The sequence below is a fragment of the Fodinicola feengrottensis genome, assembly GCF_010993775.1.
Classification (GTDB): Bacteria; Actinomycetota; Actinomycetes; order Mycobacteriales; family HKI-0501; genus Fodinicola; species Fodinicola feengrottensis.
This window is the reverse complement of the sequence record NZ_WOTO01000073.1, coordinates 1-15852: the sequence shown is the minus strand read 5'-3', so window position 1 is coordinate 15852 and position 15852 is coordinate 1. Positions and strand designations below refer to the sequence as shown.

Below are 15852 nucleotides of genomic sequence, written 5' to 3'. Positions count from 1 at the left end.
CCATGGAGGCAGAGCCCGGTCGCCGGGAACGCCGCAAGCGGGAGACCAGGAAGCAGATCGCCGACTCCGGGATGGCCCTGTTCGCCTGGCACGGTTTCGACAAGGTCACCGTTTCGGAGATCGCCGAGCACGCCGGCGTGTCCCGGATGACGGTTTTCAACTATTTCCAGCGCAAAGAGGACATCTTCTTCGACCGGATCGAGGACGGGTACGAGCTGTCCGCCCAGGTGATCCGCCAGCGCGAGCCGGGCGAGTCGATCGTGGCGGCCGCTCGCCGGACGATGGTCGAGCTGTCGCAGGCCCGGCATCCGCTGTCCGGCCTGCTCGATGGCGGCCACACCATTCTGGAACCTGGTCGCGGTCAGTCCGGCCCTGAAGGCGCGCGTAAGGGAGGCCGCCGACGAGTGGCAGGGCTTGCTGACGCAGCTGATCGCCGAGGATGTGGGCGCGCCGGCCGGCGACCCGATGCCCCGACTGCTGGCCGCCCAGTTGGTCGCGATGTATCGGCTGCTGCACGGCGAGGCGGTCCGCCAGCTCCGGGCCGGCCGTACGGCCGATGACTTCGCCGCCGACCAGCTGGCCCTGATCCACCGGGCATTTGACGTCATCGAGTCCGGTGTCGGAATTTATGGCGTACGGCCGATGTGATCTTTGTTTCTTACACGTCTCTTACGGCCCCCACAGCGAAGACACAGGTTAGAAGGAGATACCTATAGGCGGGATACTTTGATCGCGAGGGGGAGTGGGCGATGGGGGTGCTGGAGCGTCGGCCGCAATGGCCGTCCGGGCTTGCCTTTTGGCGCAACGAGCTGGTGCGCCAGGTGGTCCGGTTCTCCGCCATCGGCGTTGTGTCGACCGGCTTCACCGCCCTGACGTATTCGGTGCTGCGCATCTGGTGGCCGGTCATCATCGCGAACCTCGCCGCCGCTCAGGTCATCACCACCGTGCTGAACACCGAGGCCAACCGCCGCTGGACCTTCCTGACCGAGGCCCGCCGGCCAATCACGTCGTACGGCCGCGCGCAGCTGGGTGGGGCGATCATCTTCGGGCTCTACTTCGCCTTCACGTCGTCAGCGCTGCTCGGGCTGCATGCTTTCGTGTCCTCGCCGTCAGCCCTCGACGACGTTGTCGTCCTCCTGCTCTCCTCGCTGGTCGCCACCATCGGCCGGTTCTTCCTCTTGCGTTTGTGGACCTTCGCCCACCAAGGACGGTGAGGGTTTCACCCACTGTGCAGGGTCAGCGGCGGCCAGCCCTGGGCGCGCGCCGCGGCCAGCACGGTACGGGCGATCGCCGCGCCGCGACCCCAGCCGGCCAGTGTGATCGGGCCGCTGGTCGTACGTCCCCCGACCCGAGTTCGGTCGCATGATCGGCGGTCCACTCCACGATCGACAGCGCCGTCGGGAGGTCGGCGGCGTCGGTTAGTACGACCAGGTTCGCGTCGGCACACAGCGATCGGCACCACCGCTGCGCTTCGTCGGCCCGTTCGTCGAAAACCACCACGATGCCTTTTTCGCCGATCGGCGGCCAGAAAACCCGTAGCGGCACCGGCTGGTCGGCGAAGCGGAGCGTGAGGGTCGCAGTGGTGCTGGCCATAGGCGAAACCATCGCAGTGGTGCGACGGCGACGGAAGGTCCGATCTCGCAACGTCGTCGTGCGCTTGACGCAAGACCGGTCTCAGCCGATTTCGTTGTCCTGCGGGAGAAGACAGACCAGCGCCCGCCATATCGCGGTCGGGGTGGTCGGCCAGATGACCGCGAGGCCGACCGACGGCTCCATCAGCCAGAGGCCGGCCTCGGTGTCCAGCACCCGTACGCCGCGGCCGCCGGGAGAGCCGTCCGGGCCGGCCCCTCGACCCGGACGCGCCACTGTTGGCGGAGCCCGGAGCCGAGTGCGGTGGCAGCCGCGGCGGTGGGCTCACGCTCGCCGGCGGGCGCGTCGACGATCAGCTTTTCCACTGTACTGGACCGAACCTCCGGCTCTGGTGACAGCAGTTGGTCCAAAGTGGAGTGTGGGATTTGTAGTGGCAGCGCGGAAATCCGCGGCCGCGGTCCGAGCCGTACGATCCGGGCCAGTGCGGCCGGCAGGAAGGACGGGTGCACGGTGACGAATTCCTTCAGCCCGCCGGGCAAATCCAGCAGCAGCGCGGCCGCTTCCGCGCAGACCCAGCCGCGGCCGGTCTCCAGCTTCTCGCCCTCGACGGTGATTTCCACCGTACACACCGGTTCGCTGACCGCGAGCAAACCCGGAAGCAGTTTTTCGTGCGGGCGGCGCGATCGATCGATGACACCGGCTTGTCGCAGCGGCGCGACATCACCGGCCGTTGGCTGGCCGTGTGCCCACTGGGAGAGGGTTTCGAAGGAGTCGTCGTCCAGCCGGAGCCGGCCGGACTCGGCGTCGAACAGCACCGGCATCAGTTTTCCCCCGCGCTCTCGGCGAACCGAAAACCTCGCGCGATGTCAACGAAAAGGTCGGCGCGCGTCTCGTATTCCATAGTGCCGATCGAAAAAGTGAGCGTGTGCCCGCGGCCGGCCCGCAACAGCATCCACTGCGCCATGGTCACCGGGCCGAGGTCCGGCACCAGGTGGTGGGCCAGCCGATACATCGCCGGCCGGCCGCCGACCTGCAGTTCTTCGAGGTCGAGCAACAGGAAATCCTGCATTGCCTGCCGCATCATCGGCTCCGCGCCGGCCTGCCAGCCGGCCACGTCCAGCCCTTCGGGCACCTGGTCGACGCTCACCACCACGTTGCAGCGGAAGATGCCGCCCCGGTCCGGTTCCAGCGCGACCAGCGGCACAGCCGGCTGTGGATCCTCCACGGCCTGCCAACTTTCCGGCAACGGCAGCGAAAAACCCGCTGTCCGATGCTCGTACGACACCAGGGTCTCGATCACTCAGTCCTCCCGGCCGACCCGCAGGAGACGCCCGCACGCTCCCACAAAACGGTAACCGCCACCACCCACCCCCGCCGTCCCAACCCGTACCCGCCCGGTTACCACGGAGTCATCTCGAAAAATCAGCCTCCCAGAAACCTAAACCGAGTAAAATTTTTCCCAGCGCTCCTCCTCAAACCCACCCCCCCCCCCCCGATCACTGGGTGGGGGCAAGAAAACAGCACAGGTACGACAATTTCACGCCGTAGCAGGTACTCCGGCCGCCAATCCAACCGCAACACCCCAACGACCCCTCTCAACCGCAACACCCCAACGACCCCTCTCAACCGCAACACCTCAGCGGCCCCCCCTCCCAACCGCAACCACCTCTTCCCAACCACAACTACCTCTTCCCAGCCGCAACACCCCAACGACCCCTCAACCGCAACTACCTCTTCCCAACGCAACCACCTCTTCCCAACCACACCGCGCCCAGGTTCGCGGCGGTAGGGTGCCCGCTCTTTGGGCGCCCTGGCGACGGGAACCGGATGCGCCGCCGCAGGAACTGCGGCAATTAGAACAGTGAGCCGAAGAAGTGACCGACCGATTTGCCGGCGTCGCCGATGGCGTCCAGGCCTTTGCCGATGGCGTGGCCGACTGGGGCGACCACGTGGTCGGCGACCGCGTTGCCGACGCCGCCGCCGATGATGCCGCCGACCATGCCGCCAACGAAACCGCCGACGACCGTTCCGACTGGGCCGCCGACCAGGGTGCCGATGGCGGCGCCGGCCTCGGCTCCGCCGATGGCGCCGGCGATCGCGCCGCCGCCGCCGATGGCGCCGCGGGTGGCCGCGCGGCCGACTTTCTCGTCGGTGCTGAGGTCCGTACGGCCGGAGTCACGTGACCACTGGTCGAGCGCGGCGGTGCCGACGGCGAGTACGTTGCCAGCCCGGCCGGCCCATTTGGCGCCGGTCAGCAGGCCGCCGCGCAGGCCGCTCATGCCTGGTTTGGCGATCCAGTTCGCGCCCTTGGCGGGCGCCCAGAAACCGGCGTCGGCGATCGCGATGAACCGGCCGTCCGGGCCGCGTGGCGCGAACCGGCCCCACTGCACCTTGCTCAGCCAGCCGGCGGTCGGGCCGATCGGGCGCATGGACGTGCCCACCCACCATGGCACGCTGCCCAGCGGGCCGGCCCCGATGGTGTACATCCCTTGCAGGCTGGCCAGCCAATACGTCCACGGGGCGAACTGCATGCCGGGGAGCGCGCCGACCCGCTGCGCCTCGGCGACGTTCGCGTCGGTGGGGCCCTGTTTGAGCATCGAGGCGGCTTTGGTGCCACCGTCGGTGATGTACGAGTTGTACGCCGTCCACCACTTCTGCTTCGCGGCCCCGGTGGCCGCGTTCTTGGCGTCGTTGACCTGGGTGGCGGTGGCCGGCTGGCCGCCGGTGCCGGTGGCGCCGTACGACGGGCCTTGGCCGTTCAGGCCGGCGGTGATCCGGTCCACCTCGGCGTTGAAGTCACGCACTTGCGCGGCCCAGTACTGGGTGACCACGGCGCCCCAGGCGAGCGCGGACTGGGCTTCCTGCGAGCTGTTCTGGACCGGATTCTGGGCCGCTGTCAGCTCCGGTGCGCAGAGGCCGTCCCAGTTCGCGATGGCCGGCGCGTAGGCCGTACGGGTGGCGGTCCCGGTCAGGATCGCCTGCGCGGACTGGTTCACCAGGTCGGAGCCGCACTGCTCCAGCTGCCCGACGTTGGCGGTGTGCTTGTCGAAAGGCTGCATCGCTGCCTCCGGGTCAGTTGCCGGTGATCGGCCGGCTGAGGGTGGACGACAGCTCGCTGCCCTGCTGGAGGGGTTGGTTGAGCAGCGTGGCCGACTGCCCGTCTGCGCCGACCACGACATTCGCCGCCGAGGTGGCGTTCACGCCCTGTGCTTCGGCCTGCTTGGCGATGCCCTGGAGCTTGGGGTTCCACGACGACAGGTAGTCCTCGAAGGCGCCACCGACGGTGGCGTCCGCTGCCCCGCTGGCCGCGCCTCGCAGCGCGGTCTCGGACTGATGGGCCCATGTCTGCCAGTCGGCCGAGGTGGCCGCCGTGTTGGTGCCGGCGCTGATCACCGGCTCCGGGTGCACGTCGTAGTACGTCACTGCACTCCCGCCTGACCGTCCGAGGTGTGTCCGCCACCACATTGAAGCAGGGGTACGCAAGTCCCTCCGAAGTCGGAAATTTCTTACGATGTGACGTGGACCGCCGCGAGCAGCCGATCGACGATCGACGTCGTCGCATCGGTGTACGGCGCGACCCCGGCCCGTACGGCACCGGCCTCACCGAGCCCTAGTACGCGCGCGCACTCGATCGCGTAGAAGCTGCCGGCCGGCGCGTTGACCCCGTGTTTGCCCAGCTCCTGGTACACCCCCGCTGGCTGTCCATCCCGGCCACCGAGAACAGCACGGTCGGCGTCCGGCGGGCCGCTCGGCCGTACCGGGTCACCCCACCGATCGCGTCCAGTCCGGTCTCCAGCCGGACCCGCAGCTCGTCCTCGTACGCCTCCAAAGCGGCCATGCTGGCCAGCAGTCGGGAGCGCCGATCGCCAGCACCGGCGACCAGGCCGGCCAGGAAGTCGACCGCCGCGGTGGTGCCGGCCAGCAGCTCGTACGGCAGCGTGCCGAACTCGAAGCGCTCCGGCACGTCGTCGGTGGCCGGCAGCAGCTTGTCCGGCCGCAGCCCCGCCAACAGCGCGCGGTGCGGCCGCGAGGGCGCCCAGGTGCGGACCGAGGAATTTGTACGGCGAGCAGGCGTAGAAGTCCGCTCCGAGGGCCGTCACGTCAACCGGGGCGTGCGCGGTGAGGTGGACGCCGTCCACGTAAAGCAACGCGCCGACTTCGTGCACAGCGGCCGCGATCGTCGGGATATCCGGCCGGGTGCCGACCAGGTTCGACGCGCCGGTCACCGCGACCAGCCGGGTTCGGTCGGTCAGCGCTGCCGCGATCGTCTCGACCGGCAGCTCGGCGCTGACCGGGTCGGGCTCGACCCAACGGATCGTCGCGCCGGCCGCGAGCGCTGCCTGCACCCACGGCCGGATGTTCGCGTCATGGTCGAGCCGGCTGACCACGATCTCGTCGCCGGCACCCCATTCTTTGGCCAGCGTACGAGAGAAGTCGTACGTCAGCTGGGTCATGCTGCGGCCGAAGACGATGCCCTCGGGCGAGGCGCCGAGCAGGTCCGCCATCGCCTGCCGGGCATCGATGACGATGCCGGTGGCCCGCTTCTCGGCAGCCGTCACGCTGCCGCGGTTCGCGATCCCGGAGACCATCGTGGCGGCCACCGCCTCGGCGACCACGTCCGGCACCTGGGAGCCGCCGGGGCCGTCGAAATGCGCCGCACCTTCGGCGAGGGCCGGAAAATGCTTCCGCACCGCGGTCACGTCGTACGCCACGAAACGTCCTCCTGTCGTGCGTTTTTTTTGTGTTAGTACGGTCAACGCCACACTACGTGGCAATTGGCCGGGCCGAAGAGGCAGCGAGTGGAGTTTTCGCGTACCGCCCGCTTCCGATCATGCTCGCGGCACGTTAACCTCGGCGAAACACACGTTAAGGGCGGTCCGATGGTCACCCACGCCACCGCGCGTCGCCGGTTGCCCGGCGGCTGTGGTGCGGTGCCTCGATGAGCGCCAGTCCGTGGGCCGCGTGGCCGGCCGGAACCGATCCGCGGGAGCTGTCCCGCAGCCTTTACGTCGCGCACGAAACCTTTCTGGAGACCGGAAATCCGGCCGGCCCGGTGCGTACGATCGTGTTGGAGTCCTGGCGCCGGTCGATGAGTTCGGGCGTCAACCCGGACGTGAGCGAGCCGCCGGTCGACCTGCTGGACGACGAGCTCGCGAGCTACCGGGAAGCGCATCCGCTGGCGCCGATCATGCCGGTGGTGCGTCGGCTGCTGGTCGCTGACGCGGTCGACAACGACCTGCTGGTCGCGCGGTCACCGACGCGAGCGGGCGGCTGCTGTGGGTGGACGGCTCCAGCCGGCAGCGGACCCGGGCCGAGACCGTGCATTTCGTCGAAGGCGCCAGCTGGAGTGAGTCGGACGCTGGTACGAACGCGCCGGCCATCGCGTTGACCGCGGACCGTTCTGTGCAGATCTTCGCGTCCGAGCATTTCAGCCGTCCCGTGCACATGTGGAGCTGTTCGGCGGCGCCGGTGCACGACCCGGTGACCGGCGAGGTGCTTGGCGCCATCGACATCACCGGCGGTGACGAGGTGGCGGCGCCGCACATGCTCACGCTCGTACGAGCAACGGCCGCCGCCGCCGAGGCGGAGCTGGCGCTGCGGCACCTGCAAGGTGGCCGACAGCTGCCGGCCAGCCGCCAGTTCAGCCGGCCGCCGGCACCTCGCCGCGGCCCGCTGTCGGTGCCCCGCGGCACCCCGCCGGGCCGCCCGGTCGCCCGGCTGGACGTCCTCGGCCGTACGCACGGCGTGCTCCGCCGCGCCGGCCAGTCGTTGTCGCTGTCCGGCCGGCACAGCGAGCTGTTGTTGCTGCTCTCGCCAGCCACCCCGACGGCCGGTCCGCCGAGCAGCTGGCGGTGGAGCTGCATGAGCGGGAGTCCGCGCTGGTCACCATCCGGGCCGAGATGTCCCGGCTGCGCCGGCTGCTCGGCGACGACCTGCTGACCTCTCGGCCGTACCGGCTGACCGTCCCCGTCGACACCGATGTGGCGGAGGTCCGTCGCCAGCTCGATCGTGGCGCGCACCGGCTGGCGCTGGACCTCTACCAAGGTGTCGTGCTGCCGCATTCGCAGGCGCCCGGGGTGGTCGCGATCCGCGCCGAGACCCGTCAGCGGCTGCGTACGGCGCTGCTCCGGCACGCCACCCACCGCGACGTACTGCTGCGCTATGCCGAGCTGCCGGACGCCGAAACCGACGTGGAGATCTGGCGCGCCTGCCTCGCGGCCCTGCCCGCCGGCTCCCCCCGCCGCACCCGGGTAGCCGCCCACCTCCGCCGCCTGGACGCCGACCTCGCCTAACCCTCGCTGCTTGCACCTGAGGCACGCAACGGGACGTTGCGGACTTTTCAGCTGTACGCCAGGCGCGTACAGAGGGGTGGGGCCACTACTGGACGCAACCGTGTTGCAACCCCAGCGGACCTATCCTTCCGGGCAGGTGTCGTGTCGCCGTTCGGACACGACCGATCCGAGGGGGTGTGCCGGTGGCCGTCTTCGCCGCGCCCGGCAGCCGCGACATGCGTGATGTCGTACGAATCCCGCTATGACAACTGGATCGGCGGCGAGTACGTCCGGCCGGTCCGCGGTGCGTACGCGCCGGACACCAGCCCGGTGACCGGTGGGGTCTTCACCGAGGTGGCCCGCTCGACTGGCCCGGACCTGGAGCTGGCCGTCCGGGCCGCCCGCGGCGCGGCCGGGAGCTGGGCGGACACCTCGCCGGCCGAGCGGGCCGCGGTGCTGCACCGGATCGCCGACCGGATCGAGAGCAGAACGTGCAGCACCTCGCGGTCGCCGAGACCTGGGAGAGCGGCCGGCCGGTCCGCGAGACGCTGACCGCGGATCTGCCGCTCGCGGTGGACCAGTGGCGTGCGTGCGCCGGCGCGGTACGCGCGCAGCAGGGTGGTGTCACCGAGATCGACCGGACGACGGTGGCCTATCACTTGCGCGAGCCGCGGGGCGTCGTGGGTCTGCGGGTCGGCTGGGATTTCCCGCTGCTGATGGCGAGTTGGCAGCTCGCGCCGGCGCTCGCGGCCGGCAACACGGTTGTCCTCACCGCCGACGCCCAGACGCCCGCGTCCTTGCACGTCCTGCTCGGGCTGGTGCACGACCTGCTGCCCGCCGGAGTAGTCAACATTGTCAACGGGGTGGCCGAAAGAGCCCTGGCCGCTGCGACAGATCTGGTGCCTGCCACGGTCGGCCTCGGTGGCCGCAGCCCGAATATCTTCTTCTCCGACGCGTTGCTTTCCGACGACGATTTCCAGCAGAAGGCGCTCGAGGGCTTTGCCATGTTCGCGCTCAACCAGGGCGATGCCGGCGTACGGCTTTGTGGCGCTCTGATTGAAAAGCCGATCTACGAGGAGTTCCTGGAGCTGGCCACCATCCAGACCAAGGCGATCCAGCAGGGCAACCCGCTGGACACCGAGACCATGGTCGGTGCCCAGCCCAGCGCCGAGCAGCTGGCGAAAACGCTGTCCTGCATCGAAAACCTTCGAGCCGCCGGCGCGCGGGTGGTGGTCGGCGGCGAACGAGCCGAGTTGCCCGGCGGCTTTTACGTACAGCCAACGGTTTTCGACGCGGGCGCGGACATCCGGCCGTTCCGGGTGGACAGTTGCGGGCCGGTGGTGACGGTCGGTTCGTTCACCGGGTTCGACCATGCCGTACGGATCGCGAACGACCTTTTTTTGACGGCCGTGGCGCGGCATTGTGGACCCGTGACCTCGATCGGGCTTACCTGGCCGGCCGGCGACTGCGGGCCGGCCGGCCGGGTCTGGACGAACTGCTATCACCGCTATCCCGCGCACGCGGCCCTGGCCGGCCGACAGGCCCACGGCGCCGACGCCCGCCCCCCCAGATTCTTGAGCCGTACCAACAATCCAAGGACATCCTGGTCAGCTATTCCGCCCTGCCACCGCGATGACTTTGGTGGCAGGGCCGGACATTCTCGGTCTCGCGAGTCAGTGGCACCAGTCGCTGTCCCAATTGCACAGCCCGTCGCACTCGTACGCGCTGGCGAAACCGCAGCCTGGGCTGTATGCGCCGCAGGGGCAGGATCCGGGATCGTTATACCGGTAGCAAGAGTCCGGGCAGCCACCCCAGGTGCTGTCGGAGTTGCACTCGCAGCCGGGCACTCCATCCGCGGGCTTCGCGACTTTCGCGGTGGAGACGGCTGGGTTTGGACCTATCCAGGAGAAGAGTTCCCGGATGTCCGGGCGAAGGTCGGTTTTCTCCCTGGTGGGGCTGAAAGCCTGAACCAGCACGTCCTGCGCGTGATCGAGTCGACGCAGCACGCCTGGATGCGAGGCGAGGTTCCCGCCGAAGACGGTCTCATCGTGTAGGACTTCTGATGCGATGTCCAGCGCGCTGTTCTCGTTGGGGGCGAGTTCGGGATGACCGGCGCGGAACCGCCGGACCTGCTCCAGCCACAGGTCACTGTGGGCGCGCGGCGTCGAGGCCTGGATGATCGCCTTCCGGCGGGCCATCGGTTGGGCGACGATCTCGTCGTACGTTCGCGGCAGCCGTCCCGCGTTGGCTTTCACCCACTTGCGGGCCTCTTCCTGCGCGGGGCTGGCGAAAGCGGGCGTACGACCGAGCAGGATGACACCGGCGGCGACCGCCACGCCGGCGCCGAGCCGGAGGAAATTCGCCCGGGTCATGCCACTGGCCGCCGCCGGTTCCTTGGGCACACATTCGGCTCTGCGGAGCCGTCCTAGTGTGGTGAGGACACGAAAAGACGAGCGCGGACCGAGCTGGCGGGTGAGCGGAACGGCGATCGCCGGACCGGTCCACGCCCGCGCCCGCCCGTCGGTGATCCGGAAAAACGTCGGCGCCCATTTCGCGTCCGGTCCAAGGGCCTGCTCCCGCCAGAGCGCCACCTCCGGAGAAGCCAGCGGGAGCAGTTCGATCCGGCCGCCGCAGGTGTGTGCGATGACCTCGGACATGCGTCGGCACACTGGGCATGCGGTGTCGAAAGCCAGCACTGAGCGGGATCTTGTCATCGGACCACTTCCTCGTCCAGCGACGGCGGGCCGGATGCCCGCCGTACGACTGGAAAGAAAGACGCGCGATCTTCGGAAAAGTCACACTATGGATTCCTAGGCGTGATCCCAGGTCATGTCGAAATGGTCACCGTCGATGTTTCCGGGGGTGGCCTGGTCGACGCCGTTGCTGGCGATGGTGATCGCGTCCGGTGCGGAGTTGCCGAAAGGCTGGCCGTCGAGTTGGCAGCCACTGAAGGTCATGCTGCCGAAGTTGTCCACATTGGACGACAGCCGCTCCATGATCACCTCGGCGGTGCTGTCGTTCGCGCCGTCCAGCGAGTCGTGGAAGGTACGGCTCCAGTTCTGCGTCGAGTCGGCCAGCGTCAGCGTGTAGTTGATGCCGGAGTCATGAGTGACCGTGGCGGTCATCTGGTCGCCTTCGGAGGTCGTCTGGTCGAAATAGACCGAGTCACGCGGATACATTTCGTACCACGGCTTGTAGACGGCGCTGCCGGAACTGCAGTCAAGGTCGATGCCGATTTGCTCGACGGTTTGGGTGCCATAGCCGTCGAAGCCGTCCCACGCCGAGTTCACCCCGCCGCCGGAGCAGTCGACCCGCGGGTTCACCCAGCTGGCCACGATGGTCTGGCCGCCTTTACTGACGGCATACCCGCCCCAAGCGGAGTCTTCGCTGCGCTTGAACACGTTTCCGTTGTTTCCGTGTACGAAAGCAGCACCGTGGTAATGCGTCGGCGTGGCGGCTGAAACGGCGTTCGGCGACAGGCCGATGCCGACCGCGAGCAGCACGACGGCCGTACGCCTGATGACAGTTTTGCGGGCTAATACTGTGAACATGGGCAAGCCTCCCCAACGACACCACCGGCTAGATGGGGGGAGCCTGTCAGCGTTCGATAGCAGGCCGATGGAATTGTCCTGAAACGGTCTGTTAAATGGGTGGTGCCCGCAATGAAATCAGACCGCAGAACCCAGTGGATTGGGTAGCAGCAGCTCGGTGTTGTGGTCGTTCGCGCTGCCTACCCGGCTCAGGTCGCCGCTGATGTCGTTGAAGGCCAGCTCCCGATACCAGGACGCCAGCCCAGCCTGGGAAAGGTCGTTCGCGCTGGTCGAATAGCCTGCGGCCGACTCGATCAGGGTAGTGAACACCGACAGCGTGCCGTCCGCGTTGTCGGCCAGTTCGACGATCCGGGCGTGCTGCGGGTAGTCGACATGGGAGGCGGTGTTGATTTCCCAGAAACCGCGGTCCGGCGTGCTGCCCGGGTGAGCGGTGATCGCGTTGCGGTGAGTGTGGCCGTTGACCCACGCGACCACGTTCGGGAAACGCTGCAGCAGAGCCACCAGTGCCGGGCCGTCATAGCGGCGTTCCAGCAGATGAGTGGGATCGGGCAGCAGGTTGCCCATGGTGGTGCTGGTGTGGTGGCTGAAAAGGACCAGCAACTCGTCGGTCACCTGCTGGCGTACGAGGGTGCCATCGGTGTCGTAATACCGGGAACTCTTGGATTTCAGCACGTTTTCCAGCCAGTGCAGCTGTCCTGCGTTCAGCGAGCCGTCGGACAGGCCCGCCCGGTTGGTGGTGTCCAGGCTGATCCCGGTCACCCCGGCCGCCATCGGGAAGGCGTAGTACACGTCGTTTCCGAGGTTTGCGGTCGAAAAACCGTGCCCGACCGGGCCAGGGCCGGTGTTCGCCGGATCCAGGTGCGCTCGTACGAACTGGCCCGCGGTGAAGGGCCGGCGGCGCAGGTCCGGGGTCACTATTCGGACGATCCCGGTCAGCGACGCCAGCAGGTCGGCCGCCTCGTTTGGGTTGGTACGCATCTTGGACGCCAACTTTTGCGCGGTGGCGTCCGAAACGCCCTGCACCTTGACCGCGCCGGTGTAGATCGCCAGCAGCACCGGTAGATCCGGCACCGCGCCAACCACGCTGTCGTCATGGTTGCCGAAGGTGGCAAACCACGGCACCGACAGGCCCGGACTGTGAAAGGACCGGATCGCCGCGGACAGGAATCCGGGCAGCTGGCCGAAACCGGCCTGCTTGAACTTGTCCGGGCCGGCTGACTCCGGATTCCAGTAAAGCGACAGTCCGGAATTCTGTACGCCCTCGTACCGGCCGGGCGCTCCGCTGTCCGGGGTCACCGTGCCGCCGTTGAGGATATCCAGATACCAGTCCAGCTCGATGACCTCGTTGTTGTCGGTGCTGTCACCGGTGTTCATCACGAAGTCGAACCGGCGGCCGGTGAACGGCCCACCGGACAGGCTGTTGACCCGCTCGACCAGGCTGGCCGCGCCGAGCGCGGACAGCGTTTCGTGCGGCCGGAAAGCGCCGCCGAAATAGGGATAGGCGTATTCGAACCGCATCGGACTTTGTGCGTCGCAGACATGCAGGTCGGTGAGTTGGACGAAAGAGGTCACCGGCCGCCGCCGGTCGTCCCGGCCGGGGCTGCCGGCGGCCAGGTCGGTGCGTACGACCAGTGGCCAGCCGGGCCCGTCGGTGAGTTTCCGGTAGCCGGCGGCGCCGATCGGAGCCGCGACGGACTGCAGCGTGGTGCCGTCGATCGCCATCGCGCGGGCCGCGGTCGTACGAGCCGAGGCCGGCGTCGAAAAGCCGGCTACCACACCGACGGCAGCGGTGGCGGCGAGAAAAAACCGGCGGCGGCTGATTCCGGACATCGAGGGTCCTCTCGGCAGGGCGGTTCGGCGACAGTATTGTGCCCGCTCCCGGCGTTTCCAGCGAGCGTGCAGCATGATGGGATCATGCCGAGTTTGACTGTGGGTGAAGCAACTGTCCGCGCCGATCTACTGGATGTTTCCCAGTACGTCATCGACCTTGATCTGACGACTGGCGCGGAGACTTTCTCCTCGACGTGCGAGATCCGGTTCCGGGCCGCTCGAACGGGCGTGTCCACGTTCGTGGAGATCGCCGGCGAGCTGACCGAGGCGGTTTTGAACGGCCGGGCGCTGGATCCGGACAGCCGGGCCGAAAACCGGCTGCCGCTGGAGATCGAGCAGACCGAGAACGTGCTGCGGGTGAGCGCCCGGCTGCCGTACTCGCACACCGGCGAGGGCATCCACCGGTTCGTCGACCCGGCGGACGACAAGGTCTACCTTTACGCGCAGAGTTTTCTGTCCGACGCGCAGCGGATCTTCGCTTGTTTCGACCAGCCAGACCTTAAAGCGTCCCTGACCGTACGAGTGCGGGCGCCGCGGGAGTGGACCGTGATCGGCAATGAGCGCGGCGAGCGGACCGCGCCGGGGGAGTGGGAGTTCGCGCCGACCAAGCCGATCCCGCCCTATCTTTTCTGTGTTTGCGCGGGAGAGTTCCGTTCCGAGTATGCCGAGCACGACGGCATCCAGCTGGGCCTGCATTGCCGGGCCTCGCTGGCTTCGGCGATGGAACCGGACCTGGACGAGCTTTTCACCGTCACCCGGCAGTGTTTCGACGAATACCACCGGATGTTCGAGCAGCGCTATCCGTTCGGTGACACGTACGACCAGGTTTTCGTGCCGGAATTCAACGCCGGCGCGATGGAGAATCCGGGCTGCGTGACCTTCCGGGACGAGATGATCTTCCGGTCGGCGGTGACGGACGCCCAGCGGGAGTCGCGGGCGTATGTGATCGCGCATGAAATGGCGCATATGTGGTTCGGTGACCTGGTCAGCATGCGCTGGTGGGACGACCTGTGGTTGAACGAGTCTTTCGCGGAATACATGGGATACCGGGTCACCAGCTCGGCCACCAGGTTCGACAACGCGTGGGTGGATTTCACGGTCAGCCGGAAGATGTGGGGGTACGCGGCCGACCAGTCGCCGTCCACCCACCCGATTTCGGCGCGGGTAGCGGACACCGGCAGCGCGATGACGAATTTCGACGGCATTTCGTACGCGAAGGGCGCGTCGGTGCTGCGCCAGCTGGTCGCCTGGGTCGGCGATGAGGCGTTCCTGGCGGGCATCAACGAGCATTTCCGGCGGCACGCGTACGGCAACGCGGCGCTGGTGGATTTGTTGGACGTCCTGGAAAGCAGCAGTGGGCGGCCGTTGAAGGAATGGTCCCGGGTGTGGCTGGAGCAACCTGGTGTCAACACTTTGCGGCCGCTGGTGGACATCGACGACAACGGCGATTATCGGAGCGTACGCATCGAGCAGTCCGCTTCGACCGACCCATCCGGTTCTGCGCCCGCACCGCATTGGCGTCGGGATCTATCGTCGGGCCGGGGATCGGGTCACTGTGGACCGCCGGGTGGAGGTCGACCTGGATCCGGTCACCCAGGGCGCGGTCAGCGAGCTGCCGGAGCTGGCTGGGCTGCCGGCCGCGGACCTGCTGCTGCTCAACGACGGCGACCTCACCTTCGGCAAGATCCGGTTCGACGAGCGTGGCACCGCGGATCTGGTCGAGCTGCTGCCGGCCTGCGTCGACCCGCTGGCCCGCGCGGTGATGTGGGGCGCCGCCTGGGAGCTGCTGCGGGACGCCGAGCTGTCGCCTCGTAAGTACGTGGACCTGGTCAGCCACGGGCTGGGCCGGGAGGACCACCCGGCGGTGCTGGATCGGCTGCTCACCGCGAGCCGACGTTTCCCCGTCGACCTGTGCCTGACCGGGCCGGACGCCGGCACCGCCCTGGGTACGTTGGCCACCGCCTTCCGGGAGCTGGTGACGACCGCCGAACCGGGCAGTGCGCGGCAGTTCGTCGGCGTTCGCGGCCTCGCCACGGCCGCCGCCGAGCCGGCCGATCTGGACCAACTCGCCGGCTGGTTGGCCGGCGCCGGGCTGCCGGACGGCGTCGAGCTGGACGCTGAGCTGCGCTGGACGTTGCTCAGCCGGCTGGTGGTGACCGGCAGGGCTGGTCGTGCGGAGATCGAGGCGGAAAGGCACCAGGACACCAGCGCGCATGGCGCGGTACACGCCGAGCGGTGCCTCGCGGCGCTGCCGGACGAGGCCGCGAAGGCGACCGCTTGGGAGCGGCTGACCGGCACCGAGCCGCTGTCGAACCGGTTCCTCGGCGCCATCGCGGACGGGTTCTGGCAGCCCGAGCAACTGGAGTTGACCCGGCCGTACGAGCAGCGCTATTTCACCGACCTGCCGGCCTTCGCAGCCCGGCAGAGCGACTGGATGGCGATGATCGTCGGCCGCCGCGCCTACCCTCGGTATTCGGTCGACGAGCGAACGGCGGTCGCAGCCGACCGACTGCTGGCCACTGTCGAGTCCACTGGACTGCGTCGGGCAGTGGTGGACGAGACGTACGAGGTTTTCTGCGGCTTGTCTTTGGCCGTACGAAAGGCTTTCC

General features: G+C 68.2%; 18 protein-coding genes and 3 pseudogenes. 11 read left to right on the top strand and 10 right to left on the bottom strand.

What is annotated here, in order from left to right; genetic code table 11:
• Positions 1 to 2 precede the first annotated feature (2 nt).
• The 3 genes and pseudogenes from GNX96_RS66410 to GNX96_RS42545 all read left to right on the top strand — a co-directional run.
• Positions 3 to 128, top strand: a pseudogene (locus GNX96_RS66410) (TetR/AcrR family transcriptional regulator); the annotation flags it as partial.
• 199 nt (positions 129 to 327) lie between these two features.
• Positions 328 to 648 carry an acyl-CoA-like ligand-binding transcription factor gene (locus tag GNX96_RS42550; protein WP_163573226.1) on the top strand — a complete coding sequence of 107 codons (321 nt, stop codon included), beginning with the start codon at positions 328 to 330 and terminating at the stop codon, positions 646 to 648.
• Between the two features lie 101 nt (positions 649 to 749).
• A complete protein-coding gene (locus GNX96_RS42545) occupies positions 750 to 1214 on the top strand; it encodes a GtrA family protein (RefSeq protein ID WP_163573225.1) in 465 nt (154 codons plus the stop codon).
• Between the two features lie 22 nt (positions 1215 to 1236).
• Here the strand turns inward: GNX96_RS42545 and GNX96_RS42540 are convergent, their stop codons facing one another.
• The 7 genes from GNX96_RS42540 to GNX96_RS42515 form a co-directional block, all read right to left on the bottom strand.
• Positions 1237 to 1593 carry a hypothetical protein gene (locus tag GNX96_RS42540; protein ID WP_163573224.1) on the bottom strand — a complete coding sequence of 119 codons (357 nt, stop codon included), beginning with the start codon at positions 1591 to 1593 and terminating at the stop codon, positions 1237 to 1239.
• Between the two features lie 81 nt (positions 1594 to 1674).
• Positions 1675 to 1806, bottom strand: coding sequence for a hypothetical protein (locus tag GNX96_RS59545; RefSeq protein ID WP_279582987.1), 132 nt, complete (start codon positions 1804 to 1806; stop codon positions 1675 to 1677).
• Positions 1776 to 2411: a hypothetical protein gene (locus GNX96_RS42535; protein ID WP_163573223.1), complete on the bottom strand. Its 636-nt coding sequence runs from the start codon at positions 2409 to 2411 to the stop codon at positions 1776 to 1778. The genes GNX96_RS59545 and GNX96_RS42535 overlap by 31 nt, the downstream gene beginning before the upstream one ends.
• Complete coding sequence (locus GNX96_RS42530; RefSeq protein ID WP_163573222.1) at positions 2411 to 2890, bottom strand: hypothetical protein; 480 nt, start codon at positions 2888 to 2890, stop codon at positions 2411 to 2413. The genes GNX96_RS42535 and GNX96_RS42530 overlap by 1 nt, the downstream gene beginning before the upstream one ends.
• Positions 2891 to 3443: 553 nt before the next feature.
• Positions 3444 to 4649 carry a hypothetical protein gene (locus tag GNX96_RS42525; protein WP_163573216.1) on the bottom strand — a complete coding sequence of 402 codons (1206 nt, stop codon included), beginning with the start codon at positions 4647 to 4649 and terminating at the stop codon, positions 3444 to 3446.
• 13 nt (positions 4650 to 4662) lie between these two features.
• Positions 4663 to 5013: a hypothetical protein gene (locus tag GNX96_RS42520; RefSeq protein WP_163573221.1), complete on the bottom strand. Its 351-nt coding sequence runs from the start codon at positions 5011 to 5013 to the stop codon at positions 4663 to 4665.
• Between the two features lie 83 nt (positions 5014 to 5096).
• Positions 5097 to 6302, bottom strand: coding sequence for an aminotransferase class V-fold PLP-dependent enzyme (locus GNX96_RS42515; RefSeq protein ID WP_279582986.1), 1206 nt, complete (start codon positions 6300 to 6302; stop codon positions 5097 to 5099).
• Between the two features lie 227 nt (positions 6303 to 6529).
• Between GNX96_RS42515 and GNX96_RS59540 the strand changes: the two genes are divergently transcribed.
• The 5 genes and pseudogenes from GNX96_RS59540 to GNX96_RS66405 all read left to right on the top strand — a co-directional run.
• Positions 6530 to 6979 carry a hypothetical protein gene (locus GNX96_RS59540; protein WP_279582985.1) on the top strand — a complete coding sequence of 150 codons (450 nt, stop codon included), beginning with the start codon at positions 6530 to 6532 and terminating at the stop codon, positions 6977 to 6979.
• Complete coding sequence (locus GNX96_RS59535) at positions 6871 to 7530, top strand: GAF domain-containing protein (RefSeq protein ID WP_279582984.1); 660 nt, start codon at positions 6871 to 6873, stop codon at positions 7528 to 7530. Before GNX96_RS59540 ends, GNX96_RS59535 begins: the two co-directional genes overlap by 109 nt.
• On the top strand, positions 7443 to 7883 hold the full coding sequence (locus tag GNX96_RS59530; RefSeq protein ID WP_279582983.1) for a hypothetical protein: 441 nt from the start codon (positions 7443 to 7445) through the stop codon (positions 7881 to 7883). Before GNX96_RS59535 ends, GNX96_RS59530 begins: the two co-directional genes overlap by 88 nt.
• A gap of 222 nt (positions 7884 to 8105) precedes the next feature.
• Complete coding sequence (locus GNX96_RS59525) at positions 8106 to 8414, top strand: aldehyde dehydrogenase family protein (protein WP_279582982.1); 309 nt, start codon at positions 8106 to 8108, stop codon at positions 8412 to 8414.
• Positions 8354 to 9337, top strand: a pseudogene (locus tag GNX96_RS66405) (aldehyde dehydrogenase family protein); the annotation flags it as partial. The gene GNX96_RS59525 and the pseudogene GNX96_RS66405, both read left to right, overlap by 61 nt.
• A gap of 198 nt (positions 9338 to 9535) precedes the next feature.
• On the opposite strand, the gene GNX96_RS66400 reads toward GNX96_RS66405, so the two are convergent.
• Positions 9536 to 10060: a bacteriocin fulvocin C-related protein gene (locus GNX96_RS66400; RefSeq protein ID WP_390624296.1), complete on the bottom strand. Its 525-nt coding sequence runs from the start codon at positions 10058 to 10060 to the stop codon at positions 9536 to 9538.
• Between GNX96_RS66400 and GNX96_RS59520 the strand changes: the two genes are divergently transcribed.
• Positions 9968 to 10291: a hypothetical protein gene (locus GNX96_RS59520; protein WP_279582980.1), complete on the top strand. Its 324-nt coding sequence runs from the start codon at positions 9968 to 9970 to the stop codon at positions 10289 to 10291. The two genes, GNX96_RS66400 and GNX96_RS59520, sit on opposite strands and share 93 nt — an antisense overlap.
• 381 nt (positions 10292 to 10672) lie before the next feature.
• On the opposite strand, the gene GNX96_RS42495 is transcribed toward GNX96_RS59520, so the two are convergent.
• Together GNX96_RS42495 and GNX96_RS42490 are read right to left on the bottom strand one after the other, a co-directional pair.
• Positions 10673 to 11413 (bottom strand): G1 family glutamic endopeptidase, encoded by a 741-nt coding sequence (locus tag GNX96_RS42495; RefSeq protein ID WP_163573219.1) that lies wholly within the window; start codon positions 11411 to 11413, stop codon positions 10673 to 10675.
• Positions 11414 to 11530: 117 nt separating this feature from the next.
• Positions 11531 to 13243 (bottom strand): TIGR03767 family metallophosphoesterase, encoded by a 1713-nt coding sequence (locus GNX96_RS42490; RefSeq protein ID WP_163573218.1) that lies wholly within the window; start codon positions 13241 to 13243, stop codon positions 11531 to 11533.
• An 84-nt stretch (positions 13244 to 13327) separates the two neighbouring features.
• Here GNX96_RS42490 and pepN point away from each other — a divergent pair.
• Both pepN and GNX96_RS42480 read left to right on the top strand, forming a co-directional pair.
• A pseudogene (gene pepN, locus GNX96_RS42485) lies at positions 13328 to 14680 on the top strand (aminopeptidase N); the annotation flags it as partial.
• A 130-nt stretch (positions 14681 to 14810) separates the two neighbouring features.
• The coding region (locus tag GNX96_RS42480) for an ERAP1-like C-terminal domain-containing protein (protein ID WP_279582979.1) at positions 14811 to 15852 on the top strand (1042 nt) is incomplete at its 3' end.

What these genes read in the sequence shown, in the direction of transcription:
- GNX96_RS59520 (WP_279582980.1), top strand. Translation starts at nt 9,968, where the DNA reads ATGACCGGCGCGGAACCGCCGGACCTGCTCCAGCCACAGGTCACTGTG.
- GNX96_RS42495 (WP_163573219.1), bottom strand. Translation starts at nt 11,413, where the DNA reads ATGTTCACAGTATTAGCCCGCAAAACTGTCATCAGGCGTACGGCCGTC.
- GNX96_RS42540 (WP_163573224.1), bottom strand. Translation starts at nt 1,593, where the DNA reads ATGGCCAGCACCACTGCGACCCTCACGCTCCGCTTCGCCGACCAGCCG.
- GNX96_RS42525 (WP_163573216.1), bottom strand. Translation starts at nt 4,649, where the DNA reads ATGCAGCCTTTCGACAAGCACACCGCCAACGTCGGGCAGCTGGAGCAG.
- GNX96_RS42545 (WP_163573225.1), top strand. Translation starts at nt 750, where the DNA reads ATGGGGGTGCTGGAGCGTCGGCCGCAATGGCCGTCCGGGCTTGCCTTT.
- GNX96_RS59540 (WP_279582985.1), top strand. Translation starts at nt 6,530, where the DNA reads ATGAGCGCCAGTCCGTGGGCCGCGTGGCCGGCCGGAACCGATCCGCGG.
- GNX96_RS59525 (WP_279582982.1), top strand. Translation starts at nt 8,106, where the DNA reads ATGTCGTACGAATCCCGCTATGACAACTGGATCGGCGGCGAGTACGTC.
- GNX96_RS42535 (WP_163573223.1), bottom strand. Translation starts at nt 2,411, where the DNA reads ATGCCGGTGCTGTTCGACGCCGAGTCCGGCCGGCTCCGGCTGGACGAC.
- GNX96_RS42550 (WP_163573226.1), top strand. Translation starts at nt 328, where the DNA reads ATGGCGGCCACACCATTCTGGAACCTGGTCGCGGTCAGTCCGGCCCTG.
- GNX96_RS42490 (WP_163573218.1), bottom strand. Translation starts at nt 13,243, where the DNA reads ATGTCCGGAATCAGCCGCCGCCGGTTTTTTCTCGCCGCCACCGCTGCC.
- GNX96_RS66400 (WP_390624296.1), bottom strand. Translation starts at nt 10,060, where the DNA reads ATGGCCCGCCGGAAGGCGATCATCCAGGCCTCGACGCCGCGCGCCCAC.